The 24,644-nt window shown below is 53.9% G+C and carries 19 protein-coding genes, 1 tRNA gene and 2 pseudogenes; 8 read left to right on the top strand and 14 right to left on the bottom strand.

All coding sequences use genetic code 11. The features are described 5' to 3' along the window. A pseudogene (locus JK213_RS15980) lies at window positions 1-85 on the bottom strand (TonB system transport protein ExbD); the annotation flags it as partial. Here JK213_RS15980 and JK213_RS14710 point away from each other — a divergent pair. Further along, window positions 72-281 (top strand): annotated as a pseudogene (locus JK213_RS14710) (energy transducer TonB); the annotation flags it as partial. The pseudogenes JK213_RS15980 and JK213_RS14710 sit on opposite strands and share 14 nt — an antisense overlap. Before the next feature lie 87 nt (window positions 282-368). Here JK213_RS14710 and JK213_RS14705 read toward each other — a convergent pair. The 3 genes from JK213_RS14705 to JK213_RS14695 all read right to left on the bottom strand — a co-directional run bounded on the left by JK213_RS14705 (window position 369) and on the right by JK213_RS14695 (window position 4,380). Continuing rightward, complete coding sequence (locus JK213_RS14705; protein ID WP_194263334.1) at window positions 369-2,582, bottom strand: TonB-dependent siderophore receptor; 2,214 nt, start codon at window positions 2,580-2,582, stop codon at window positions 369-371. A 192-nt stretch (window positions 2,583-2,774) separates the two neighbouring features. Further along, window positions 2,775-3,554 carry a helix-turn-helix domain-containing protein gene (locus JK213_RS14700; RefSeq protein ID WP_194263333.1) on the bottom strand — a complete coding sequence of 260 codons (780 nt, stop codon included), beginning with the start codon at window positions 3,552-3,554 and terminating at the stop codon, window positions 2,775-2,777. A 415-nt stretch (window positions 3,555-3,969) separates the two neighbouring features. Next, window positions 3,970-4,380: a helix-turn-helix domain-containing protein gene (locus tag JK213_RS14695; protein ID WP_194263332.1), complete on the bottom strand. Its 411-nt coding sequence runs from the start codon at window positions 4,378-4,380 to the stop codon at window positions 3,970-3,972. A 70-nt stretch (window positions 4,381-4,450) separates the two neighbouring features. On the opposite strand from JK213_RS14695, the gene JK213_RS14690 reads away from it, so the two are divergent. Further along, a complete protein-coding gene (locus JK213_RS14690; protein WP_194263349.1) occupies window positions 4,451-5,098 on the top strand; it encodes a cation transporter in 648 nt (215 codons plus the stop codon). Window positions 5,099-5,167: 69 nt separating this feature from the next. Here the strand turns inward: JK213_RS14690 and JK213_RS14685 are convergent, their stop codons facing one another. Beyond that, entirely contained in the window at window positions 5,168-6,100 is a 933-nt protein-coding gene (locus JK213_RS14685) for an AraC family transcriptional regulator (RefSeq protein WP_194263331.1), read from the bottom strand. A gap of 95 nt (window positions 6,101-6,195) precedes the next feature. Between JK213_RS14685 and JK213_RS14680 the strand changes: the two genes are divergently transcribed. Next, on the top strand, window positions 6,196-7,023 hold the full coding sequence (locus tag JK213_RS14680; RefSeq protein ID WP_194263330.1) for an oxidoreductase: 828 nt from the start codon (window positions 6,196-6,198) through the stop codon (window positions 7,021-7,023). 106 nt (window positions 7,024-7,129) lie between these two features. Here the strand turns inward: JK213_RS14680 and JK213_RS14675 are convergent, their stop codons facing one another. After that, window positions 7,130-8,029 carry a LysR family transcriptional regulator gene (locus tag JK213_RS14675; protein WP_194263329.1) on the bottom strand — a complete coding sequence of 300 codons (900 nt, stop codon included), beginning with the start codon at window positions 8,027-8,029 and terminating at the stop codon, window positions 7,130-7,132. A gap of 101 nt (window positions 8,030-8,130) precedes the next feature. On the opposite strand from JK213_RS14675, the gene JK213_RS14670 reads away from it, so the two are divergent. The 3 genes from JK213_RS14670 to JK213_RS14660 all read left to right on the top strand — a co-directional run bounded on the left by JK213_RS14670 (window position 8,131) and on the right by JK213_RS14660 (window position 11,107). Then, window positions 8,131-8,892 (top strand): SDR family NAD(P)-dependent oxidoreductase, encoded by a 762-nt coding sequence (locus JK213_RS14670; RefSeq protein WP_194263328.1) that lies wholly within the window; start codon window positions 8,131-8,133, stop codon window positions 8,890-8,892. A gap of 462 nt (window positions 8,893-9,354) precedes the next feature. Continuing rightward, window positions 9,355-9,753, top strand: coding sequence for a VOC family protein (locus JK213_RS14665; RefSeq protein ID WP_194263327.1), 399 nt, complete (start codon window positions 9,355-9,357; stop codon window positions 9,751-9,753). Window positions 9,754-10,321: 568 nt separating this feature from the next. Next, window positions 10,322-11,107, top strand: coding sequence for an SDR family NAD(P)-dependent oxidoreductase (locus JK213_RS14660; protein ID WP_194263326.1), 786 nt, complete (start codon window positions 10,322-10,324; stop codon window positions 11,105-11,107). Between the two features lie 126 nt (window positions 11,108-11,233). On the opposite strand, the gene JK213_RS14655 is transcribed toward JK213_RS14660, so the two are convergent. The 5 genes from JK213_RS14655 to JK213_RS14635 form a co-directional block, all read right to left on the bottom strand. Further along, window positions 11,234-12,805 (bottom strand): TolC family protein, encoded by a 1,572-nt coding sequence (locus JK213_RS14655; RefSeq protein WP_194263348.1) that lies wholly within the window; start codon window positions 12,803-12,805, stop codon window positions 11,234-11,236. A gap of 424 nt (window positions 12,806-13,229) precedes the next feature. Then, the gene (locus JK213_RS14650; protein ID WP_194263325.1) at window positions 13,230-13,649 is read right to left on the bottom strand and encodes a hypothetical protein; all 420 of its coding nucleotides are present in this window, start codon (window positions 13,647-13,649) and stop codon (window positions 13,230-13,232) included. Further along, window positions 13,639-14,925 (bottom strand): MFS transporter, encoded by a 1,287-nt coding sequence (locus tag JK213_RS14645; protein WP_194263324.1) that lies wholly within the window; start codon window positions 14,923-14,925, stop codon window positions 13,639-13,641. Before JK213_RS14645 ends, JK213_RS14650 begins: the two co-directional genes overlap by 11 nt. Next, window positions 14,922-15,722 carry a deaminated glutathione amidase gene (locus tag JK213_RS14640; protein ID WP_194263323.1) on the bottom strand — a complete coding sequence of 267 codons (801 nt, stop codon included), beginning with the start codon at window positions 15,720-15,722 and terminating at the stop codon, window positions 14,922-14,924. Before JK213_RS14640 ends, JK213_RS14645 begins: the two co-directional genes overlap by 4 nt. A 15-nt stretch (window positions 15,723-15,737) precedes the next feature. Continuing rightward, the gene (locus JK213_RS14635) at window positions 15,738-17,990 is read right to left on the bottom strand and encodes a TonB-dependent receptor (protein WP_194263322.1); all 2,253 of its coding nucleotides are present in this window, start codon (window positions 17,988-17,990) and stop codon (window positions 15,738-15,740) included. Window positions 17,991-18,190: 200 nt separating this feature from the next. Here JK213_RS14635 and JK213_RS14630 point away from each other — a divergent pair, with 200 nt between their 5' ends. Then, window positions 18,191-19,555 (top strand): PLP-dependent aminotransferase family protein, encoded by a 1,365-nt coding sequence (locus JK213_RS14630; protein WP_194263321.1) that lies wholly within the window; start codon window positions 18,191-18,193, stop codon window positions 19,553-19,555. Between the two features lie 203 nt (window positions 19,556-19,758). Here the strand turns inward: JK213_RS14630 and JK213_RS14625 are convergent, their stop codons facing one another. Both JK213_RS14625 and JK213_RS14620 read right to left on the bottom strand, forming a co-directional pair. Further along, window positions 19,759-22,602: a hypothetical protein gene (locus tag JK213_RS14625; protein WP_194263320.1), complete on the bottom strand. Its 2,844-nt coding sequence runs from the start codon at window positions 22,600-22,602 to the stop codon at window positions 19,759-19,761. 295 nt (window positions 22,603-22,897) lie between these two features. Then, window positions 22,898-23,734 (bottom strand): N-formylglutamate amidohydrolase, encoded by an 837-nt coding sequence (locus tag JK213_RS14620; protein ID WP_194263319.1) that lies wholly within the window; start codon window positions 23,732-23,734, stop codon window positions 22,898-22,900. A gap of 74 nt (window positions 23,735-23,808) precedes the next feature. Here JK213_RS14620 and JK213_RS14615 point away from each other — a divergent pair. Next, window positions 23,809-23,883, top strand: a tRNA-Val gene (locus JK213_RS14615). Between the two features lie 188 nt (window positions 23,884-24,071). Here the strand turns inward: JK213_RS14615 and JK213_RS14610 are convergent. Next, window positions 24,072-24,341, bottom strand: a complete 270-nt coding sequence (locus JK213_RS14610) for an integrase (RefSeq protein ID WP_349291802.1) — start codon at window positions 24,339-24,341, stop codon at window positions 24,072-24,074. Between the last annotated feature and the right edge of the window lie 303 nt (window positions 24,342-24,644).

Genomic DNA, 24,644 nt, shown 5'->3' with positions numbered 1-24,644 from the left:
GTCCTTGCAGGTTGACGAGCGCCACCTTGAGGTAGCCCGCCGAACGAAGTCTGTTCATCACCCCCATCAGCGTCCCGACGGTCACTTTCTCGATGGACCGCAGAGGGCATGTGCTTTCAGTAACGCTCGCCAGCAGTTCGGGTCATCCGCTTCTGGATCAGGAAGCTGTAGCCCTTCCCAAGCGCGCGCAGCCCTTGCCGCCACCGCCTGATACAGTCGAGGGTGATCCCATCACCCTGACCGTTCCCGTCGAATTCTATATTCATTCCGACCATAGCTGAAGTTCATGCCTCGTGAGAGACCAGCTCTGAATTCGATGACGTGCCATTTTCCCAGGCACAGGAGAAAGTATGAACGTGATATAAACCTTACCAGCTGTATCCTATACTGGCCTGAGCATTCCGGCGTTCACCATAGTAGCAGTATTGCCCATCAGCGCCGTAGGCGAAGCAGTTCGCAATATAGTTTTTATCAAACAGGTTTCTCACACTTGCAGATACTTTCCAGCCACGCAGGGAGTGTGACATGTTTTTCAGATCATAAGCCACGGATGCGTCGAAAAGAGCATATTGCGGAAGCCAAACACTCCCATAGGTCGCTTCGCCGCCATAAGCCTTGTTCGAATACCGCATACCCCCGCCAAAGCCGAAGCCCTTGAGCGGGCCGGAGGGCAGCGTATAGAAAGCAAATAGGGAGGCATTCCCCTTGCCGGACTGGATCAGCGGCTTGCCTGTAGAATCATCCTTGACCTTCTGGAAGCTGACTGCCGCTGTAACCATCAGGTTATGGAATGGCTGGGCATGTGCTTCAAATTCGAAACCGTCCGAATGAACAAGCCCACTTTGCAGGCTGTATCCGGTATTGGCAACGGAGACGAGCACGTTGCTTTGTTCGATATGAAAGCCCGCCGCAGTCAAAAGGACAGACGTGCCGGGAATCTGGTATTTCAGGCCGCCTTCAAGCTGCTTTCCGATGGATGGATGGGCCTGACGCAGCGTTGCCCCTCCGTCATTCGACACCGTACCGGACTGCGGCTGAAAGGATGTTGAGTAGCTGATATAGGGTGAAAGACCGAAATCGAAATGATACAGACCAGACGCGCGCCAGGTGATCTGGCTTGCGCTCTGCCGGGTATTAGACTGCTCGAAATATTCGACCTGTCTCGACCGGTACCAGTCATTACGGAGACTGCCCGTCAGGATCAGACGCTTCCAGCGGATCTCGTCCTGACCATACGCGCCAGCCTGATGGGACTTCGTAACATAGTGCAGATAGGGCGTCAGATCCGGAATAATCATATGATAGTCCGGGTGCAGTACGTCCAGATCAGGTGCATCGCCAGAGGCTTCCGTATCGTTCGCCTTCTGCTGCATGTAGTCAAAGCCGAACATCAGCGTATGACGTAACGGCCCTGTACGGACTTTCCCCTTGAACTGACTGTCAAAGGCCAGATTATAGGTATGTTCCTGCGTCCCATAGGCTGAACGCGACAGCATCTGGCCGCTGATACCGTCATCACTATCGTAATATCCGTTGTTATAAACACTGCGATAAACCGTTCTGATGTCATCATACCGACCGCGCGTGCTGAAGCTCCAGTCATCATTGAAGCGATGGTTCAGAATGTAGGTAATGGCACCCTGACGACGATTAAATTTTTCTGCTGATACATCGCCGTCATAGAAATTGCGCGGCAGATATCCATAGGAGGCCCGTTTGAGAGAGCCGATCAGCGGAACGCCACCATAAGAGCCGTTCTCCGGATCATATTGGTAGTTCCCAAGCAAAGTCAGGGTCGTCGGGCCATCGCCACCGAACGTAAAGGATGGACTGATGCTGAAACGCCGGCTTCCGGTCCTGCTCAACTGCGTGTGCTGTCCGTTGACCGTCCCGTAAACGCGATAACGGACCATCCCGTCATTCGTCGCAAAACCACCCACATCCGCATCGACACGATAGAGATCGAACATTCCGCCCGTCGCATTTACGCCGCCATAGAACCGCTGGTCCGTGGGGAGTTTGCTGGACATGGCCGTCAGGCCACCGGGGCTCGACTGGCCGTAAAGCGCGGAGGCCGGTCCTTTGAGAAGCTCGACGCGATCCAGGCGGAACGTATCGGTCTGGGCTACCGCAAAACCTGTCGGACTGTCCTGAAATTTCAATCCGTCCAGAAAAGTTGGAACCGTAAATCCGCGAAGATCAAAAAGATCATAGCGCGTCCCTTCCCCACCGCGTGTATCCGCAGTCACACCCGCAGCATAGCGGACGGCCTGATTGAGGTTCAGCACACCACGCGCATCCATCTCGTCACGGGTGATGACCGTCACGGACTGGGCGGTCTCGACAAGCGGTGTGTTCGATTTGGTGGCCGATGAAGCGACGGTCGATGCGAGATGAGCGCGAACCTTGATCTGCTCGACATCCTTTGCGCGTGTTTCCGCGGTTTTTGGAGAAGTCTGCGCAGCTACGGCTGCTCCTGAACGCCGACCTGGATCAGGATTTTTTTCCTGATTGGCTGCGAAAGCCGTATCATTCAGGACGATCAAAAAAAGGCCCGTGTAGATGATCCTGTTACGCTGCATACCCCACCCATGTGTCGTTACCGGCTTCTGCACCCAGAGGGTCGGCGGTCTGTTTTTTTTGAGAATAACTCTTAATTGCGCTCCTAGTCATATTTGCAGGTGTCATCAACCGATGCGAAGGCCATTGGCCCGAACGCAAACAAAATCTGCCTGATCGACGATAATGGAAGGTGCCGGAAGGACGGTTGAAAGTTACGGACCCGATGTCAGTGTGGTTGCCCGCAGGGCTCGGGGAGACATTCCGAACGTCCGATGAAACATGGTGCTGAAACTGCCAGCGTTCTCGTAACCCAGTTCAAATGCCACTTCGGAGACAGGTTGCCCGGCAGCGATGCGGGATGCTGCTTCGATCACCCGGACTCGACGGCGCCAGGCAGCAAAGCCCATCCCCATTTCCAGATGGAACAGTCGTGTAAAGGTCCGTCTGGCCATGCCAGCCTCGCGTGCCCAGTGGTCGATGTCCCGACAGTCTCCGGGTTGGGCGACAATGGCCATACACACACGCAAAAGACGCTGATCGGCAGGAAAAATCAGCCGGTTCATAATGGGAGCCGCGCGTCTGATTTCATCGACCAGAAGCCGTGCGATGGCTGTCATGCGCTCATCCATGACAAATTCGTATTGCATGGCAATGATCTCGTCCACGAGCCCGCGCATGAGAGACGAAACATCAAACATCTTGCAGGGAAGATCTGCGGCCTCGGTCAGACCCGGGTCGACATAAACCACCTGAAATGTGAGGTCCGTGCGGCATTCCGCCTGATGGAGGGTGTTGGCGGGAAGCCATAGTCCCTGCCCGGTGCCCAGTACGAAACTCTGGCCCAGAGCGCTGACAGTGACCGTTCCTCCAAGAAAGAGAGAAAGCTGGGCGCGGTCATGTCTATGATATGTGTCCACGAAACCGTCTGTATAACGATCCGCAAAACCTACGACCGGGGGCGGACAAACTGGCAGGTCCGCCGTTCGCTTCATACCACCATGATCCAGGTGGTTTTTCTTCAAAAGATATCCGGCATGATGACCACGTCCGGTGCTCCATTATCTGTTTGGGACGGTCTCAGCCGGGTATTACATACCACTTTCAGGCTACCAAGGTGATTTTTGTATCAGTAAGACCTGTAGAGGGCCGTCTGGACTTGTCGCACAGGCTTTGCACACGACAGAGACAGAAAAACAGTCCCGTACAACTATGGACTACGCCCCATACTGCGTCATGCGTGCAAACCGGCCTTCTCCGATTCCAGGGCGGTTCGGTCCCCCATTGCGCGGACCCATCAGCCCCATGAAGAGACGATACCAGCATGACCGGTCCGACAGATGGCGCCTTCCGGGGTGCGGTGAACCACATTTGACGTGGATAACGGGGAGCCCAACGTTAGCCCGTTGTTTACCCTGTCACACGAGGCTGAAGCGCCTCAATGATCAGGCATTCGGCAATCTTGCCATGCTGACATTGCGCAAGAAGCTGCATCAGTTCCTGTCGGAGTGTCTGCAGATCGTGAATCCTGCGCTCGATATCCGTGACATGGGCCTGGACAAGTTCGTCCACCTGTTCACAGGACCGAGCTTCCTGCCCGGACATTTCCAGCAACTCCCGCACCTGATCCAGCGGAAAGCCGAGTTCACGCGCCCGGCGGATAAAGCCCAGACGCGCCAGATGCGCGCCATCATAAACGCGGTAATTGCCAGCGCTCCGTGGTGGATGCGGCAGCAATCCGATGCGTTCATAGTACCGGACGGTTTCAACCTTCGTGTCCGTCAGGCGGCCAAGCTGCCCGATCGTATATGTCTGCATCATGAAGTTCTTGACCCTGTAGTGACTACAGGGTGGATATGGGGTGCTCTTCGTTTTTTGCGAGAGTGTCGCCATGCCCTGCTGTCATGACTCCTGCTGCCCAAGTTCCGTCTCTCCTTCGACTGGTCACGATGACCGCCACTGGCACCGAGCACTCTGGATCGCCCTGATCGTCAATGGCGGTTTTTTCCTGACCGAGATTATCGCCGGCGTCATGGCGGGTTCCGCCTCCCTGCAGGCGGATGCGCTCGACTTCTTCGGAGACGCCGCCAATTACGCCATTAGCCTTACCGTCACGGGTATGGCGCTGGCGTGGCGTAGCCGAGCGGCGATGCTCAAGGGCGTGACCATGCTGGTCTTCGCACTCTGGGTGCTGGGCAATACGCTGTGGCATGCTTGGTCAGGCACTGTGCCACATGCCGAAACCATGGGCCTGATCGGCGCGCTGGCACTGCTGGCCAATGGGGGTGTTGCTCTGATGCTGTACCGGTTCCGCAGTGGGGACGCGAACATGCGCTCGGTCTGGATCTGCTCGCGCAATGACGCTATCGGCAATCTGGCGGTTGTACTGGCGGCATTGGGCGTTTTCGGCACCGGTACGGGATGGCCGGATATCATCGTGGCTTTCATCATGGGAGGACTGGGTCTGCATGGCGGGGCACAGATTGTGCGCCATGCCCGTATGGAAACCGCCAGCGTCAAAATGGGTCTGGCGGGCTGACATCAGCGTCCTCATGGCCAGTTCGATCTGAAGACGATCTACGCAGCCTGCCGGTGCTCCCGACCTTTTTCAAGGCGGCACAAGCAATTCGACTTGTAAGGTCGACTCTCCCAGATGTTCTTGCATCCATTTAGCCTCTTCGCTTGGGGTGCGATGAAAGTGGCGCTTGAAGTCCCGGCTGAACTGGGCGGGACTGGCATAGCCGACTTCGGCAGAAATCGTAGCCATTGAACCTTTGCGCCGTGAAACCATCAACCGGGCTTCGTGTAGCCGCAAAGCCTTGATGTATTGAATCGGGGTCGTTCCAGTGAGGGCCTTAAAGTCGGCGTGATAGGACGGAACGCTCATGCCGGCCTCGACAGCCAGTTCTGGCACCGACAGTCTAGCATTATATCGTTCGCGGATCAGCTTCAGGCTGTGTACAATCCTGTCTGTCGTGTCGTGGCCACGCAGCGCTGCCATCAGGGCGTTCCCCTGTGGACCGATCAGGACACGATAATGCAATTCCCGGAGTAGCCCCGGGCCAAGAATGGCAAGTTCCTGCGGATGATGGAGAGCGTGAAGCAGACGCTGGAGCACATCGACAATAGAAGGCGTCATCCGGCTTGAAACCATGCTTTTTGCTCGCGCTCCCTCGTCATGACCCATGTGTCCCTCCAGTGCTGTCACAATTTCAGCGGCCAGATGCAGGTCAAAATCAAAGTAGAGAGCCAGCAGAGGTTGTTGGGCGCTGGCCTGCGACGCCATCCGAAAAGGTACGGGGACTGAAACCGCAAGATAATGGTCGGCGTCATAGCGGTAGACCTCGCTATTGAGGAACCCCTGTTTGGCCCCTTGCAATACAAAGACCGCACCAGGGCGATAAAGGACCGGCACATCTTCAAGGACGGTCTCGGAACGCAGGATGCGGATACCGGGCAAAAGCGTGGCGTTGTAGCCAGTGCGCGGTGCAAGGGCGGCGGCTAGTACAAAGAGAGCAGAGGGTGTGGAATGAGGGATCATAGGATCAGGCAAGAGTATTAGAGGAACTGCAATAGATAACGCGCCGGTTCAATATTATTGGTCAAGGCGTGAATGCAACCAGACAGAGCAGCGCCATGACAAAGCATACTTTTTTCATCACAGGCGCCAATTCAGGCTTCGGGTTGGCCATCGCCCGGGCTGCCCTTGAAGCAGGTCATCGGGTGATTGGTACAGTCCGCTCGCCAACCGCAAGAGCATCGTTACTGGAGCAACTCCCGGATATCCGCGTAGTCCTGTGTGACGTCACCGAGTTCGATCGTATTCCCGCCATTGTCGCACAGACAGAAGAAGATCACGGTCCGATCGACGTGCTCATCAACAATGCCGGGTATGGCCATGAAGGTATTCTGGAGGAATCCTCTTTAGAGGAAATGCGGCACCAGTTCGACGTGAATGTTTTCGGAGCCATTGCAGTCGCCAAGGCCTTCCTGCCGCGCTTTCGCAAACGCCGTGGCGGCTATATCGTGAACGTGACATCGATGGGTGGTCTCATCACCATGCCGGGCTTGGCGTCTTACTGTGGTAGCAAATTCGCTTTACAGGGGATTTCAGAGGTCATGCGCGCGGAAATGGCGCCGTTTGGCGTTCATGTCATCGCACTGTGCCCCGGATCATTCCGCACAGACTGGGCCGGGCGTTCGATGGTGAGGACTGAGCGCTCGATCGAGGACTATGATACTCTGTTCGACCCTATCCGGGCCGCTCGACACGAGAAGAACGGCAGACAATTGGGCGATCCAGCGAAACTCGCCGCGGCAGTGCTTCAACTCATCGCGTCGGACACGCCTCCACCTCAACTCCTTTTGGGGAGTGATGCTCTGCAACTGGTTCGTGACCGTCTCTCTCGTCTGGAAAAGGAAATTGCGGACTGGGAAGAGTTAACCCTATCGACAGACGGCTGATCTCTTTGGAGAGCAGTGCTGGATGTTTCCGAGAAGCGAACCGCCATAATATTACTCGAAAACAACGGGTTTGCTTCCGTCAATGCCGGGCTTCTCGCGGCACACCTCACCCGCTCGGAAGGAGCCCCGAGCCGATAATTTCCACCAACCAGTCAACGAAGACACGCACACGCGGAGAAAGCTGTTTGTTGCTCGGATAGAGCACCGAGAGCGGTGTGGGTGTCGGGGGAAAGTCGGGCAAAACTTCAATCAACCTGCCATTCGCGAGATCATCAATGAAGCGGTAACGTGGTGCCTGCGCAAGGCCGAAGCCTTGCCGCGCGGCCGCGGCACTGGTTTCAGCGCCACTAACCAACAACTGCGTCGGCAGCATCACCTCGATCACTTCCTCTCCGCGCATGAACTCCAGCGGCAGGGGCTGGCCGGTGCGCGACGATACGAAACCGATCATCTGATGGCCTTGAAGGTCCTCCGGTGTCGTGGGCATTCCATGCCGCTCCAGATAGTCCGGGCTGGCTACGGTGACTTCTTCCATCATCCCCAAGGGGCGGGCCACCATGTCGCTATCGGCAAGAGCGCCGGCCCGCACGACGCAATCCACGCCTTCCCGGACCAGATCGACAAACCGTTCGCCCTCCCCGAGATGGACCGTCAGGGTAGGATGACGCGCGAGGAATTCGGGTAGCGCAGGTAACAGGATGGTGCGCGCGAGGTAGCCGACGACGTCTACGCGCAAAATCCCAGAAACAGTGCCAGCCGCTTCACGATCCGCGCCCTCGAGATCGGCCAGGATCGCAATGCAGCGCCGGTAATAGGCAGTTCCTTCCACCGTGGGCCGGACGTGTCGGGTCGAACGTTGCAGCAATCGGGTGCCAAGCCTGCTCTCCAGCGTCTTGATCGCAGCGGTCGCGACCGGCCGCGAAACACCACAGGCGGATGCCGCAGCACTGAAACTGCCGCGATCAACAATGCGGATAAAAAGATCGAGCGTGGCAAGCCTGTCCATGGGATTGTTCCATGATGCAAAACAATGCTTTCGGAAAGGATGATCTTATCGAATGGTCGATAGGGTGAGCAATATGGGGCTCCCACCAAACGGAGAGTCCCATGCCTGAAGTCAAAACAGTTGCCCTCGTCACCGGCGGAAGCCGAGGCCTCGGGCGTTCGACGGTCGAGGCGCTTGCTCGACGCGGTGTTTCATCGATCTTCACTTACCACGCCAACAAGGCTGCTGCAGACGCGGTTGTCGCCAGCGTAGAACGCAGCGGGGTTCGCGCTGTGGCCTTACAACTCGACACTGCCGACATTCACACGTTTCCGGCTTTTGCCAATGAGATTCAACGCGTGCTGGGCGACTGGGGTGCTGAGCGTTTCGACTACCTCATCAACATGGCAGGGACGTCGCATAACGGTCTGTTCGGCGAGGTGACGGAGGAGGATCTTGACGCCGCTTATCGTGTTCACGTGAAAGGTCCTCTCTTCCTGACGCAAACGTTGCTGACATTAATCGCAGATGGCGGTCGGATCGTGAACATCTCTTCCGGGTTGACCCGTTTTTCTTACCCTGGCCGTATCGCTTATGCCTCCATGAAAGGGGCGGTGGAAGTTATGACACGTTACATGGCCAAGGAACTCGGCCCACGCCGTATTGCCGTCAATACAGTTGCCCCGGGCGCTATCCAGACGGATTTTTCAGGCGGTGTAGTACGGGACAATCCGGAGGTGGCCCGGCATATCGCGGAAGCAACCGCACTTGGACGTCCCGGAGTGCCGGATGATATCGGCCCGATGATTGCCTCACTGCTGTCCGAAGACAATCGTTGGGTCAATGCACAACGGATCGAGGTTTCCGGCGGCCAGGCTATCTGAGTGCGAACAGCCAGATTGAGGGCGTCTGCCATCAACTGATAATAGGCTGAGCAAATGCTTCTCGATATTGTGGTCGTTGCTGCATTGTAGGAATTCCCGTAGTCGGAGCATTTATGGGTGAGCCACAATATAGTGACTGGCAACGAGTGAGCGCTTGCAGAAAACACTGTGAGTTTCCTGTATGTCCGAGGTGAAGGCGTGAGCAGAATTTATCAGCTTCTTGCCTTCACCACTTGCACTATGTGCTATGCCCCAAGCTTGTGATGTACTCGGCCGCTAATCAATACGCTTTCGCAGGCGAGATTACGGCCCGTCCTCAGACTTCTTGCTGGACAGGTGTGACATCGGCCTCCGCGATCTGGACGGAAGAGCACGGACCGGTAAACTGCCGCCTGAATGGTAGATATGGAAAGATCGTGGCATTACTACTGATCTGATCATATTGTGTGGAGGACAGACCAAATGGAGCAGACTTCAGGAGGCATCTTAGGTTTCCACCATGTTGCGATCATAGCGTCCGATTATCAGCGTTCCCGACATTTCTACGTTGACGTGCTGGGCTTTCCCGTCCTGGCTGAAAATTTTCGTGCCGAACGCGACTCCTGGAAGTGCGACCTCAAGGTTGGTGACGCGCAAATCGAACTCTTTTCCTTTCCGGCGGCTCCGCCTCGGATATCGCGGCCAGAAGCTTGTGGGCTACGGCACTTGGCTTTTCGTATTCAGGACATCTCTGCGGTGGTGCAGCATCTTGAGCGTCATGGTGTGGAATCGGAGCCTGTTCGAACAGATCCGTATACAGGCCGCCTTTTCACTTTTTTCTCAGACCCAGACGGTCTTCCTCTGGAACTTTATCAGGTTTGAGAAGTGTTTTGCGCCTGTTTGCTATAGCTTCTCTGGCTTTCGTTCTGAATGCCTGTTCTGGCGGCTCTAGTAAGCCTCCAGAGCATGAAACGGTTGCCTGCATGAGCTACAGGGCCATGATGGTTGCACCAATGTCCCCCGATGCCATGCAGCGACTGCAGCAAAAATGCGCGGCCTCGCATGGCGAATAAAAACGCGCAGAGCTATCATCATTCTGAAAGCGCGACGGTGCTGTTGGAAGGTATATTGATTGCCGAAAACGTGGAATTGATCGGCTGAAGAAGCTGATTGCGGAGTAGGAAAGCAATACGCTTCCTGCCCAGCCAACGACAAGGAAGCGTGTGCTATGACCCAGCGCAGCGCTTAAGGCCATGCGAATGACAGCCACCACGCCATGCATTAGCCCTACGCACGCAGCGACGGTAATGCGCGATGTCAGAATGACAATGGCCAACACCCCATCTCCACGATGGATGACGGTTTGTCGTCAGGCAGGCCGAGTGTCTTATTGTGGCAACCATCCGGGACGACAGCGCTTTATCTCCTGAACTGTGCAGGGAAAGCATTCATGTCTATTCACGGATTATCGCGTTTCAAGGATAAGAAGGTTCTCGTGACGGGCGCGGCCTCAGGGATTGGCCACGCCACAGCGCTTCGGTTTCTTGACGAGGGCGCTCATGTCATCCTCGTTGATCGGGACAAGGCAAAGCTTGATGACGTTACAAAGGTGCTGGACCCGAAATATGCCGTGCCATCCCTGACGGATATTTCTGCTCCGGAACAGGTTGAGGATCTCTATAAATTTGTCGAGAAGCAGTTTGGAACACTTGACGTTCTGGTGAATAACGCTGGAGTGACTGCTATGGGCACCGTTCTGGATTGCGATTTGGCAACCTGGAGCACCGTCTGCGCGACAACCCTCACCGGCACTCTCAACGTTAGCCGTACATTTCTCCCCATGCTGATCAAAGCGAAAGGCAACATCGTCAACACCGCTTCGGTTTCTGGCATGCGAGGAGATTGGAATACGGCGTATTATGATGTCGCGAAAGGAGGCGTGGTGAACCTGACCCGCGTCATGGCCATGGACCACGGCAAAAAGGGTGTGCGCGTCAACGCAATCTGTCCTTCCGTCACACGTACGGCCATGACGGCAGAAGCGGTTAAGGACGAAGGCTTCGTCAAAAGTGTGGAAGATCGGGTGCCATTACAGCGCTTGGGAGAACCAGAAGATATGGCCGCCGCCATTACATTTTTAGCGAGCGCCGACGCGTCCTACATCACAGGTCTCATCATGCCCGTGGATGGCGGCGTGACCGCATCAAACGGCCAGCCACCATTCCCAATATCATAAAACCTAAAGTGCCTTCAGGCGGCTTCCAGCGTCTTTTAGTCGAAGCGCGCTCGAAGGCACGGGCACATATCTGCCGATGGAGACAATCAGGGATGCGCTCTAGGTCGGATGTTTTGTCAACATGAATTAGCCCAGCGAGCCTGTTCCAAAAGCCAGCCCCGCAGCTGCAATCAGAGCCGCATAATAAGCGTCTGAACGACTGATATTGGCATCAAGAAGTCCATTTTGCGCTAACTCCGCTTGCGTCACAGATCCTGTCCCTGCGCGATACGACAATAAAGCTGCATCGAAATTCGTTTGCGATGCCACGCGGAGTTTAGAGGCTGCTTCGTAGGCCTGAAGGCTGGTATGAAGAGCATTTTCCGCCAAAACGATCTGCTGGACGGCGCCATTAACTGTCTGCTGAAGAGTAGCCTCTGCACTATCTTCTTGGTCTTGTGCACGTTTGACAATGGCAGAGCGCAGACCGCCGTCAAAAATAGGCACGCTAATACCGCCAAGAATTAAAGTGCTAAAGCGATTTCCTGAAAGATTAAGAGTAGGAGAAACACCATCGCTGGCACTCGGGATGGAGGTCAGGCTCGTTCTTCCCGTTGAATATGCCACATTGCCGGTCATAAAAATACTTGGAAGAAATGCCGCTCGCGCTGCAGAAATTCGGCTTTTGGCAGAACGTGTTGCAGCATAAGCGGCCAATACATCAGGACGACGTCCAACCGCGGCCTTAACCACTTCATCGCTCAAACGAACGTCTTCTAACGATAGAGGACGACCCGATACGTCTTCAAGATCGAGGTGTGAGTTTGTTGAAACACCCATATTATTAAGTAACGCCAGATAGGTATTCTGTTCTTCACCTTCAGCTTGCACAAGACGGAGATTAACTTGAGCCGTAACCTGCCGTGCTTGAGTGACATCCATAATTGTTCCCTGCCCCTGCTTCAGCCTCGCTTCGGCTGCAGCCTGCACATGCTCTGCGTTTTCGAGAGCAGTTTGCAAGAGTTGTGCCCGGGTGGATGCCGCTGCATGCGTATAGAAGGCAGTGGTAACGCTATAGATTATTTTTTGATGTACACCTGTGAATAAAACATTTGTAGCCAGCTGGGCTTGGCGTGCGGCGCGAATCAATGCCTCTCTTCGTCCAAAGTCAAACAGTAACCAGCGCAAGCCTACAGTTTGTACCTCAGCTGTACCTGAGCTTCCCCGCCTCGGGGTGCCGTTAATGCCGATGGATCCATAGTCATCCGCATTCAGAGAGGCTTCTGTAGTCTGACTTCTTGCCCGAGACCAACCCCCTACAACAGTCGCCGTCAACGTTGGAAGATAGGTACTCTTAATGATGCCAACGGCCAGTGCAGCATCCCGTGCGGTATTCCATGCTTTCCTCGTTTGAGGATTAGAAGACTGCGAAATATCAATTAACTCCGCTAAATTATAGGGAGTTTTTTTCTGGTTATTGATTAATGGCGCACTCCCCTCAATAGCCGCGTTTGGATTGGAAGGAAGGGTATATTTTCCAGATAGAGATAAAGCGGAGATCCTTTTTTCTTTTCCAGGAATAATGACACCTCCAGACGTGACATTAGGGGTCCATGGATGATCAGGACCGGAGGGTGCTGTATCCAATTCTGACGTCGCGCATCCTGATAAAACAATTGTTAATGAAGCTATTAAAAACACCCCTCTTTTGCGTTTTATCAATTTAGTGTCTCCATATTCATAAATATTTTATTTTCTGATTGGTCTATAATATTTTGTAATTTTTCAAAATCTTCTTTTTGAAATTGTGACTGCATTCCCTTTATGAGAAACACTTGATTTTCATAACATAACAGAATTTTCAATATTCTGAATCAAAGAGATTAAAGAAGCGTTGATTGTGTCCTAGGCGCCTGATTTTACGGTATGTCGGATTGATTGATGGTTCTAGGTAATGACTTTTTACTCTGCGTTTGCCGCGACGTTGTATAGCAATCTCTGTTAGAGGAGCTATTTTTTCATGCTGTCAGATACTATCCTTGCGCTTTCGCGCCTACCGGGCGCCACAAACCCTTATGAAACTGCTTTTCTGGCATGCTTTCATAGTTTTGGGAAATGCGATCTTTCCTCCAATCGATAAAGCTTAATTCTGGCGGATAAACAGTTCTTCATAAGATCGAGAGCGCCCTTCCGGAGATTTTCCGACGCCCCAGCGCCAGAGATTTTTTGCATCGTCTGAAAAACGCCAATAGGCAGCTACGACAACGTCGTCCCCAAGCATCTCCAAAATTTCGAATTCCCGTTCCGAGATCTGGCGAACACGTACACTGTCAAACCGCACACTCCCCCGCAATGGGCTGCTTTCTCCGGTCAGGGGCGTATCATAGTCGAGCGTTTTGACAGGCTGGCTTTTGTCAGTATCGTTTTCCGAGTGATAAATCAGCCGCCCGTCTTGAAAATTGAGCCAAAGGCGTAAGCTCATATCAGGAGGAAATTTTCCATCGCTCCATGAAGAAGAGGCATTTTCAATCATCCATACACCATTGAAAATTTCAGACATCATACGATTCCCGTGAAGTATTACTTGAAGATGTATTCTGGCATTCATCGATCTGCCCGAAATATCCTGTCAGCAGACAGCACACTGCTCCGAGCACACCGAGTAGACACGGTAAAAGCAATGCATTGGGCCAGCTCAGCCCAGTTTTAAGAAGATGAGCCGTCAGAACTGGCACAACACCCGCAGCGAGATTCCCGCAGAATCCAGCCCACCCAACGACCACGGCAGCATGATGACGGGTCAGTTCCTGTGCCAGAGTCCAGATCGACACCTGACACGGACCAAGAGCTGCCAACGCGGCGCAAAGCAACACTACCGAGGCGATAGTCCCGTGACAGAGGGCCGCAGCTTCCAAAGACAGCGCACTTGTTACGGCTCCTGCAGCACCAAACAGCACCCTGGCCTGAAAAACCGATCCTGTTCGCGCATAGATCCGATCGCTGACAAAGCCACTGGTGACAACCGAACCGTAAAGACAGAACCAGGGCAAACTAAATACCCAGCCCATCTCCCGGTAAGACAGATGACGTGCCGAGAGAAGATATTGAGGTAATGTCACATGATAAAAGGACTGAACTGCCAGCATGCACAAATAAAAGCCGCCGATAGCCCAGAAGCCTCCTGATGTGGCAAGTTGATATACAACATGTTTGTCGGGAAGGAGTGCTGGCGTGTCTTCCCGATGACGGTACGGACCGTCGCGGAACAGCAACAGCCACACCACGCTCAGGACTGCACCAAAACATCCGAAAACGAATAGGCACCGCTGCCAGCCGAACATCAGCGTCGTTTCGGTGGTCAGGGGGCCGGCGAGAGTGGACCCCAGATACAGGGCACCAAGTAATACGGCATTGCCACGTGATCGCCGCTCAGGAGCAAACCAGTCATGCACCGCCACAACACTCGCGCTCCAGTCCGGTGCCTGGAATGCCCCCATCGCCATGCGTAGCACCAGAAAAGATACAAAACCGGCTGAGAGCGGCATAAGCATCGTTGTTACGGACCACAACAGACATGCCATCCCCAGCGCGCGGCGCGGCCCCAGTCGGTGTACCAGCCATCCGCTAGGCAGTTGCATGACCGCATAGCTCCAGGACAGAGCGGAAATCACCAGAGAAATATGGACATAATCAAGCCCCAACGTCTGTCCGATACGCGGAGCAGCGAGCGCGAAGCTGTTCTTGTCGAGTGCCATCATCAGGTTGACCGGAACCACAAGGCCGACCAACGCCAACCATGGACGCAGACCATTTCGCTTGGACGTCAGTGCTGAAGTCATGCGTCGGCCGAAACGGGCGTCAGTACAGGCGCCGCAAACCGCAGGTTCTCTAAAACGGGCAGGATACGACGCGCATGAGCAATACGCTCCCGGTGTAGTGTTGCAAAACCAAGCGCTGGTTCCTCACCCAAAGCCAGTGTTACGACACCAAGCGGATCTACCACCATACTGGCACCAATATTGCGCGGACCACACTCTCCAACAGCCACGACATAACAGGTATTTTCAAGCGCCCTCGCTACGGCCATGACTTCCCAGTGACGCTCCTTGGATGGCCCCCTCACCCAGGCAGCCGGTAGGAGGAGAACCTCTGCACCTTCCAGCACCAAGTGGCGGGCCAACTCGGGGAAGCGGACATCGTAGCAGGTCATCAGACCTACCCGCATTCCAGCAATGTCCAGAACCGGTGGCAGATCCACGCCGGGAGACGTTCTTTGGGACTCTTTCATGTTAAAGGCATCGTAAAGATGCAGCTTGCGATACAGCGCAATAAAGGCACCATCCTTCATAACGAAATGCGTATTGAAAAAACGTCCCTGCCCGTCCGGAACATTCACGCATCCTGCTACGGCAATCCCATAGCTTGCCTGTTTCAACCCTTCCATGAAGGGCCCATCCAAAGGCTGGGCGGTCCTGGGCATAATTTCCGGATCGTTGATATCGCGGGCCAGAATACCCTCAGGCAGAAGCAGGAGGTCGGCGCCTTCCGTTTTTGAACGTTCAATCAGTTCCAGACACTGCTTCTGATTGGTTTCCCAGTCCGCAGCAACTGCAAATTGTCCCAATGCGACTTTCATGATCACAGTCCCCTCTTAAAAACCGTAACTCAGACGGCCGCCAATAAAACGCGGTGCTCCGGGTACATGCTGATATGTCGTGCTCTGCGATGAGGACGTGATGCTGTAGTGCCGGTCGAGAAGATTCGTGACGTAGATCGTGGCATTCCAGCCCTGTTTTTTGTTCCCGATGGTGGCATATGTCCCCATCAGGAAATATGGCGGAAGTCTGTAGGCACCCGTCCCGCCGATCGTCATCGCCTGTGAATCCCGGTAATTAACATTTACGCCCAGATCCGTAGACAGGCCGTAGGGCAGATTAGCGCGATAGGCGATGCTGCCACTCAGCGTCAGTTTCGGAATCCCGAGATCAGCGCCGCGATAATCCGTATAAAACGCCTTATAAACTCCGGTTGCGACCCGGTTGGCGTTCACGGCTGGTGTATTGAGCGCATAAAAGGATGTGTAGGAACCGCGCTCATATCCCATGTTACCATTGATATAGATGTGGGATACCGGATGCGCCTCGGCACTGAGTTCAATACCCCAGATTGCCGAATGGGGAACATTCACATACGTCCCAAGCGGACCGTAATTGTTCAGCAGGAAACTCGAAACGACCTGCTGATTATGGTAGTCATAATAGAATGCTGCACCGTTGAGGCGCAATTTTCCTGGCAGGGGTTCACTCTTGAAACCCACTTCATAAGCCACGAGGGATTCTGGCTTGAACGCCTTAAGCTGCGCCTGCGCAACCGTGTTGTTGGCAGCAAACCCACCGGGCTTGAACCCCTTGCTGACCTTGAAATAGGTTTGCAGATGTTCTGTCAGCTGTGCCTGGATCCCAAGTAACCCACCCAGTTGGTTCGTTAGCGCCCCTTCAGGGGCGAAGTCTAAAGTGTTCACACCGTATTTGATCGTTCTGAAATTCAGAAGCTGGCGATCATCCGACATGTGGTTCAGGCCACCAAACACCGTAATGATTTTCGTAAGATCGTAGTTCACGTTCACATATTGCGAAAACGCCTGCTGGTTCTGATCGTACGCGCTTTCTGAAATATATCCGCGCCCCTGATAATCGCTAAAATTGTTATAAAACTGCTGTTGCATACGGGAGCGATTGTAATAGGCGCCTACTGTCCAGTGCAGTTTTCCTGGTAAAGTGGAAACCAGTTTCAGTTCCTGCGAAAAGACGTCGCCATTCACATTTCGATAAACGTCGCCAGTCGCAAGTTCTGTACCGTCCTCATCCGAGTATTCGCCCTGACGCTCTGTTTCGAACGCCGAAATGGATTCCAGACGTGCAAAACCCAATTCCCGGCTAATCCGGAAATCCGCACCCCAGAAAATGTTATCTTCAGACGGTTTCAGACTCTCGGGACGCCCAACAAGTTTTGCAAAACCGGGCTGAATTCCCCAGGCCGTCTGGCGGTAGCCGGAGAATTTCGGATATTTCTGCCACGCTGGCGCAAGGTTGATGACCGGATTGCCATTGACCAGTTCAGACAGATCCCGCGTCCAGTGTCCTCCCAAGGCAATGACCGTCTTATCGTCAGGTGTCCATTTCAGTTTGGCGCGAAGCGAGGTCTGGTTCTGGTCGCCGAGATGCGCCCCATTCAACGGGTTATACTGCCATCCCCCGCCTTGTGTTGTCTGTGCTGCAACTCTGAACGATAGATTCTTGGCGAGAGGACCGGAAACAAAGCCACTTGTCCGCGAACGCGCATAACTGGCGATATCCTGGGTAATATTCCCGTGCCAGTCAGACGTGGGATCATTCGACTGTAGCGAGACCTCACCACCCGTATCTGGCATGCCATGAGTAAAGCCCATCGGGCCCGGCGCAATATCCACATTTGCGATATCGAACATCATGCCATCCGTCATGGACGAAAACGGATAAGCTATTCCATCAAGATAAACCATGACGGATGAGACGTTGTTCTCATAATAATCATCCATCCCAACGCCCCGCAGATGATAGTTGATGCTCTGCGTGCCCTTCAGGGATTGTACCGTGAGATTGGGTGCCAAATTCTGAAGATCGGTCACGGACACAACCCGGCGCTCCAGCAGGGTTTGAGCCGAAATCCGTGTATTGGAATCAGGCTGACGCTGCGCTTGGGCAAATGCAAAAAAATGCTGTCCCTGCACCTGAAGGCTTTCGGCCTGAGATGCCTGCACCGCAGTTCTTTTCTTTGGCACTACCAGTGGAGCAGCTTTGCCCGCAAGATGGGCTTTGAAGCGCTTCGTATGCGGGATCGCCGTCTCCGCCAACGCTGTCGGCATGTAAATGAGACATGCGGTTCCGCAGAGAAAAACTGCTCCGGCCGAAAGGGGGCGTCTCTGCCTGAATGAAGGAGGCATGCTCATCATGTCGTTTCGATCCGTGTTTTGAAAAGGGTCGGCAACGAAATGATTAAGGGGTCTTCACTCCTCTGGCGCAAATGATATTACGTTATTGGACATTTATTTGCTGGAATCACGATATGGAAGAGTTTAATCCGGAGTGGTTTGTAAACCGCCTGCATGACCGCTCTGCGCGGGGTCTCGCACGGCAGATTTCCGCCCTGATACAGAGTGGAACACTGCCGGTGGGGACACGTCTGCCCTCAATCCGGGATCTGGCTTTCGGTCTGGGTATCAGTCCCGCTACCGTCTCCATCGCCTGGACCGACCTGCGGAAAAGGGGAATTATTGCCGGGCGTGGCCGACGCGGAATGCATGTGTGCAATATGTTTCTCTCGCCCCGCCCTGTCAGGCGCACGGCAAGTCTCAGCTCTGAAAATGTCAGCCTCAATCTGACGTCCTATACGCCAGATCCTGGCCGCCTGCCCCATCTCTCCGATGCGTTCGAGGCACTGACCTCTATTCCCAACCTTAATACTTATAACGACGAAACGATTTCTCCGGCTCTTCGCGCGATCTGTGCCGCGCACTGGCCCTATCCGGCCGAGGATTTCATGGCGACCAATGGTGCCTACAGCGCTTTGTTCGACACCATGCAGGCGCTCATTCCTCCAGGATCCACTGTGGCGGTTCAGGATCCTGCTCCCATGCGAATTCTCGATATTCTTGATTACCTGAGTACCTCGATCCTCCCGCTGCAAAGTGATACCGACGGCATTCTCCCCGCATCGTTGGCACAGGCTCTGGCTAGAAATCCGACGGCACTATATCTGCAGCCCAATATCAATGCTATTACAGGTCAGCGTATGTCGCGCGCGCGCCTGCACGAACTTGCCCAGATCCTCAGAACATCTCCCTCGACATGGATCATCGAAGACGACGCTTTTCCGTGGTTTTCGGGCGTGCCGGCAGAAAGCATTGGAGTATGGCTTGGTCCACGGGTCATCCATGTGCGCTCGCTCTCCAAGACTTTGGGACCAGACCTGCGGTTGGGCATCGTCTCCGCGTCATCCATGATTATTCGTGAGATCCAAGCCTATCGCAGCTTTGGGCCCGCATGGACCAGTCGCCTATTGCAGACTGTTGCCGCCCGACTTCTGGAGAATGAGAAAACTCACCAAACCATCCACGGCAACTATCGCCATCATCAGGAACAACGCCATGAAATGACCTCTGCTCTCCGCCACAATGGCATCGACATCCCTACCGGAGAAGGTTTCAGTTTCTGGATTCCTGTTCTGAACGATGAGGCCGCCTGTGCTTCGCTTGCTTCGCAAAACATCCGGGTTTCGGCTGGCCACCAATGTTCCTTATTGGCACCCTCTCATATCCGCTTCTCGATTTCTCACCTCTCCGGTGATTTCGAACGCATCGCGACTGCCATACAACAAGCCGCGAGAAAAACGGCGTCTCCCGCTGAACAAAGCGATCTGAAACCAGTGTGATGAGTTGGCTGTTTGTAGAATGATATTATTTCAGTGGAAACGTGATCCTATGAGCCGCCCTATGCCGGGTCGTCGACAAAGAGGACGATACGATTGATCGCTCCCTGCCTCCGACCCGGACTGAACTTCAGAAAGGCGGAAAATATGAAGTCTCTAAAGCAGTCACTTTTTTTAAGATTATCTCGGTTTTGTAACAAAAAAAATCAGAAGACAGAGCCACCGAATTCTCCAATGTAATATGTCGTCGCAGGCAGACTTTCGCTATCCAGAACAATGGCGATATGTGTTGCAAAGGACGGAGCGCCCCCCGCACCTGCAAGCGAGATATCGTTTTCGCCTGTGCCTGCCGATGGCAGCCCCAAATAAGCACACGCAAAACCAGCTTCCATCCACTGGGTGCAACCCTGCTTTGGAATTCTGAAATCCGCTTCACCCGCGAACAGATCGCGTGCACCAAAGTTCGGCCTCCCGAAGCTGTCATAACCCACAATCGACACGTAAAACGCTCGCGCATAGAGAGGAAAGACATCATCCGAGTAGGCTGCTGACTGCGAATTCGTTGAAAGAACCTTACCAGTCTGTGTCAGATCGTAGGGAAACAGGCACTGGATATTAAAAAAACCTGACTGATAACGATCGATCGGGATACAGAGCACGACGCGGTCGTTCCGACTGTTACCCTGGGTCGTGACCGCCAGCGCGGCAGGATTGCCGTTGACGGTATAGGCCGTGCTCATGGCGACTGACGCGCCATCCGATACCCATTGGGAGACCGCATTGGCATTATCGGAGTACAGGCCGCCAGCCAGTCCAATCCCATCCCGGCACAATACGGACTTGGACTGCGGAATAAACTTTCCTGACAGTCCCAGTCGATCGGAGGTCCCGTTGATAAACGTCCCGATATTGGGGTTGCCGGTATTCAGCATGTTAAACGTCTTGATCGACCCGGCGCCATAAGCTGCCCGACCATCCGCACTTGTCAGGTTGTAAAGTTGGGTCCCATAAAAACAGATCTGTGAAAGGTTCTGTTCCATCCAGACCGGTGGCGTTTTATAGGTCGCCGAATTTCCGGCCAGCAGGATCATTCCGCCAAACCATCCCAGGTATCCGCTTCCGGTACAATGAAACAGCGGCTTGTTCTCAGTCTGAGGTCCCCACATTTCGCAATGCACACCATGCATCTCGATGCGACCGGTGTTCTGGATGACGATCTGGTCCGAATAATCCAGAGACGTTCCATAAAATGTGATTTCAGCCCCGCCCGGATTGAACACAATTCCTGTCGAATTTCCAAGACTGCCGCCGTACCAGCGGAAATTCTCGCCCGCATTAACGCTGCCCGCCAGAAACTGGACCGCATATAACGTAGAGGATGTTACGGAGCAGTTCCAGTATTCGGCGAGATAAGCCCCGTTACGCCAGTCAATCCCAACACCGAACCCCTGTATGGAAAGATCCTTAAAGTTGTGGATCGTGCCGTCCGTGTTCTGAAATGAATTATAAAATAAGCCCGTCAGGCCAGCATTACCCGTCGGCCCAAGGATCGTAAGACCTTCGATCAGGACATTATTCGAATAGTGCTCCAAGGCACCATCACGTGTCGAAAGAACTGCGCAGTTCCACCGCAATGCCTTGACGGAGACGCTCGTAACGCGAACATTAATATAACCCGAAACCGAAATGGTCAGCCACGCGCTCCCAGCTTCTGCTACATTGAATGCAAACGAAATCTCGCCTTCAACTGCTGGATCTGCCCAGCCGGTGTCTTTGAATACATAATTGTTCCAGGGATTATTTCCAGACCCTGGACCATTCGCACTGAACGAAACCCCGACATTCCCCGGCTGTCCGTTTCCATTCGCATAAGATGCCCCGAGCGTAACCTCGTACTTGACGTCCAGCGTATAATTTCCAGCTGGCAACGTAAGCTTTTGGCCAAACTGCCCGTAATGGCCGGTGGAGTTCGACATGGCGACCGCAGTTGTAATAGACGCCGCGCCATCGGAGATCTGGTACGTGCCGTCGCCCCCCGTCCCCGTCAGCAGTTTCGTGATCGTCGTCCCCGAAGCGAGCGTGTTGTCGATGTCATAAACCACAGAACCCACAGCCAGCGCAGGACTTCCTGAAAACCCGGTCACGGTCATAACACCGCCCGAGACTGTTCCGGTCCAGGCTCCATGGGCAGCCGGATCGGTAAATATAGCCGCACCGGTCGTAAAGGTTGCATCTGTGATCTGCATTGCCGGGTAGATCGTGGCGTTCGACCAACCTGCACCGCTTGTATCGGAGAACGTACCGTTCGTCACAAAATCCTGGCTGTCAGCGGCGGTTTCCAACGCCGTGAAATCGAAAGTTGATCCACCGAACGACCCGAATGTAGTACCCGGAATCCAGACAAGCGGTTTGTCATCGGAGGCAACCGCACTGTTGCACATCATGTAGGCCCGCTTTGGGCCGGAAACGCCATATCCCGAGAGCGAGGCAGCCTGAATCGCCAGCCAGTCCATTTCCTGTGACAGGCTATAAGCTTTGGGGAAAACCGTTTGCAGATCGGCCAGTGTGGCAAACATCGTTGAAGCCGGGTGCGAGGTGCCATCCCCGATTGCACCGTACCAAGCCGGATCCACCCCGCCCTGAAAAACGCGGCGATAGGTTCCGGCGCCCGCCGTCGCAATGACGACACCTCCATCCGCCACAAGCCCATCAGATGCCAGAAGAAAAATTCCAGCAGCCCCTCGCGTCTGGGCAGTCCCGTCCCACGATGTCAGTGTAACCGCAACAGGTGCAGTCTTAAGCGCCCTGAACTGCATTACCGAAGACACCTGCGCCCGACTACTGGCCGCCAGCACATCCGTAACGCTCACACCATCGAGCGTACTGAGTGCATCAAGCGCACCGGACTGAATTGATTGGTTGATGGACTGTCCGCCATCTGCATCGACCTTGTTACCAAACGCGCTGGCAATCTGAGGTGATTTGACCAAGCCGATCATATCTGGCGTATCTGTTGCGGATCCCCAGAGTGGCGTAAAATTCTGGACCATCACAAGTCTCCATTACTCAATTTTATGAGGGTTTTGAGGTCAAGAAAAACGACGTCTGTCCCCGACGAGGCTATTCTTGACCTCTCTCCAGTTTGATCCGGTGATAATCCACAATGGCCCATACCGACCCGCCTCATCGGTACAGACAGCGCTTAGTGTTTCCAGTGGAGAAACGCACTTTGCTTCATCGACGGAAACAGCCTGGAAGTGGCAATATGGCGATAACCAAACCAAACTGCGCGCACCAAGAAAAATGATCCGTCAAGACAGGATGAACAGGGGGACCCTTGTGGATTTACAAGGTCCAGCCCGATATAGCAGCGAGAAAACGCCGCATATTTTTCTTTGTTTCCATAAAGCCGCTTCCCGGCTCAAGAGTGGCGTTGTTCAGATAAAGAGAGCGGCAGATTTCTATCTGAACAGCATGTATTTTTTCTTCCGGTCTTCCATAATGCTGCGTAATATAACCTCCCGAATATGGAAAATTTCTACGAACCGAATAATTACTATATTTTATTTCTGTATCTATCTTATCAATTATTTCTTTACTTGAGCTTTTCCCGTGTACGTCCCCAAGTACAATATCGCCTGAACGCGCATAAGGTAATTTCGGCATCGAGTGCATATCGAGAAGGATTGCGTATCCAAAGCGCAGACGTGTCTCTTCCAAAAGCGCCCCAAGAGCTTCATGGTAAGGAAGCCACGCTGTAGCAATTCTTTTTCTTAATTCGGAAAGTTGCAAGGAATGCCCGTAGATTTGGCGTCCCTGCGAAATACACCGCGGAATCACTCCAAATCCAGCCTGTACCTTGGCGCTTAACAGAACCTCGTCTGCAGGAGGCGTGGGAGCAAACATCTCCGGATCAACCTCGCGCCAGTCTCTATTCACATCGCACCAGGCGCGGGAAAAGTTTGCGCTCAGCAAAGTTGCTCCGAAATCAGGGGCATCCTCCAGCAACTGATCCATGAAGCGATCTTCAATCCGCTGGAGCTCAAAAAGAGACAGGGATGCACTGCTAAGAAAATCAGAAGGATAATAGCGTCCTGAATGCGGAGAAGACACGACGACAGGAGTGGCGGTATTCCGCGGATAATCTACCTTGAACGACGTTAGAGGCGAAGGAATTTTCATAATTTTCCATATTCCGCCTCAAAGGGGGTTGCAAGGCTTAGCAGACATCGTTAAAAGCCACCTCACCGGACCGGGGGCGCATAGCTCAGCGGTAGAGCACTACCTTGACATGGTAGGGGTCACAGGTTCAATCCCTGTTGCGCCCACCACTCGGTCCGGTGATAACTCCTTGAAAATATAGACTTTCCAGTAATTCTTTCAGTCCATTGGGCTGATTAATCTGGGTCGCTTAGAGCCGCTTGGTACCGCATAAAGCCGTATGTGACCGAGCAAATCCGTGCAAAATCCGTGCACCCTCTCTGCATCTGCGCACTCCTGCGAATCGGGGATCGCGCGTTCAGTCCCTGATGCCCAGCCATTCCAATATCTCGGCCCGGTAAGCCTCTGGCATCACCTTGGCATAGCGCGTGACTGTCGTGATGTTACCCCAAACGCCGTCAGCCTTGAGGCGCATCAGATCCTTGTGCAGGCAGTATTGCCAACTTGCCCAGGTGTGACGGGCATCATGCGGAGTGACGTCCGGAACGAATACGCCCTTCGGTTTCTCCTGCCCCTTGGGTATCCAGACGCGCATGTGTCCCGGCAGACCCGCTTTGCGACAAGCCACTGACCATCCGGATTTGATCTGACCACCGCTAGTACGTCCGTTTTCCGAATACGCCTGACCGATTTCCCTCCCCTTCCCGTTTCTCGACTTTCGGGCACGGACCGGACGGAACACGCGGCCGTCTCGATTGGGCAGAGACGCCAGCGATGCACAGACGCGAGGCGGCAGATCGATATGCCGCTCGTTCCCTTGCTTCTGCACAGGACCAGTCTAGGCTCAGGACTCGTTCTTTGAGGTAGAAGATGACGCTTGCTGCGATGTGGATTGCGGACATGAATGTATGAGCGCAGCGGTCATATCGGG

The sequence above is a fragment of the Gluconobacter sp. Dm-44 genome, assembly GCF_018256175.1.
Classification (GTDB): domain Bacteria; phylum Pseudomonadota; class Alphaproteobacteria; order Acetobacterales; family Acetobacteraceae; genus Gluconobacter; species Gluconobacter cadivus.
This window is presented reverse-complemented; position numbering and strand designations above follow the sequence as displayed.